This window comes from Nocardia sp. NPDC127606, assembly GCF_042671725.1.
Classification (GTDB): Bacteria; Actinomycetota; Actinomycetes; order Mycobacteriales; family Mycobacteriaceae; genus Nocardia.
In genome coordinates this window covers 1-1,079 of record NZ_JBHXWQ010000022.1, presented here as the reverse complement: position 1 = coordinate 1,079, position 1,079 = coordinate 1, and the positions used below count along the sequence as shown (strand labels likewise).

1 rRNA gene is annotated in these 1,079 nt (G+C 57.0%); it reads right to left on the bottom strand.

The window, feature by feature from the left end:
- Positions 1 to 1,079, bottom strand: a 23S ribosomal RNA gene (locus tag ACFVJ5_RS35750); the annotation flags it as partial.

Here is a 1,079-nt window from a genome sequence, read left to right as displayed (position 1 = left end):
CGCCCTACACGCTTACACCAGGTATTCCATCACCTGGCCCAGCTACCTTCCTGCGTCACCCCATCGCTTACCTACTACAATCGGGGTCCTGTGCAGCCGTCATTCCCCTCGCCCGAAGGCTCAGTAAAACAACATTTGGACAGTTAGCACAACTGATTCAGCATTGGGCGCGGATACACGGGTACGGGAATATCAACCCGTTGTCCATCGACTACGCCTGTCGGCCTCGCCTTAGGTCCCGACTCACCCTGGGCGGATTAACCTGGCCCAGGAACCCTTGGTCATTCGGCGGACGAGTTTCTCACTCGTCTTTCGCTACTCATGCCTGCATTCTCACTCCCGTGGCCTCCACAGCTAGTTCACACTGCTGCTTCCACGGCCACAGGACGCTCCCCTACCCATCCACACACCTGGCCTGTTCCCGAAGAAACAGACGGGCTATTGCGTGAATGCCGCGGCTTCGGCGGTGTACTTGAGCCCCGCTACATTGTCGGCGCAGGATCACTTGACCAGTGAGCTATTACGCACTCTTTCAAGGGTGGCTGCTTCTAAGCCAACCTCCTGGTTGTCTAAGCGACCCCACATCCTTTTCCACTTAGTACACGCTTAGGGGCCTTAGCCGGCGATCTGGGCTGTTTCCCTCTCGACTACGAAGCTTATCCCCCGCAGTCTCACTGCCACGCTCTCACACACCGGCATTCGGAGTTTGGCTGACTTCGGTAAGCTTGTGGGCCCCCTAGGCCATCCAGTAGCTCTACCTCCGGTGTGAAACACGTGACGCTGCACCTAAATGCATTTCGGGGAGAACCAGCTATCACGGAGTTTGATTGGCCTTTCACCCCTACCCACAGCTCATCCCCTCAGTTTTCAACCTAAGTGGGTTCGGGCCTCCACGACGTCTTACCGTCGCTTCACCCTGGCCATGGGTAGATCACTCCGCTTCGGGTCCATAATGTGCGACTAGAGTTCGCCCTATTCAGACTCGCTTTCGCTACGGCTACCCCTCGACGGGTTAACCTCGCCACACACCGATGACTCGCAGGCTCATTCTTCAAAAGGCACGCCATCACCCCACACAA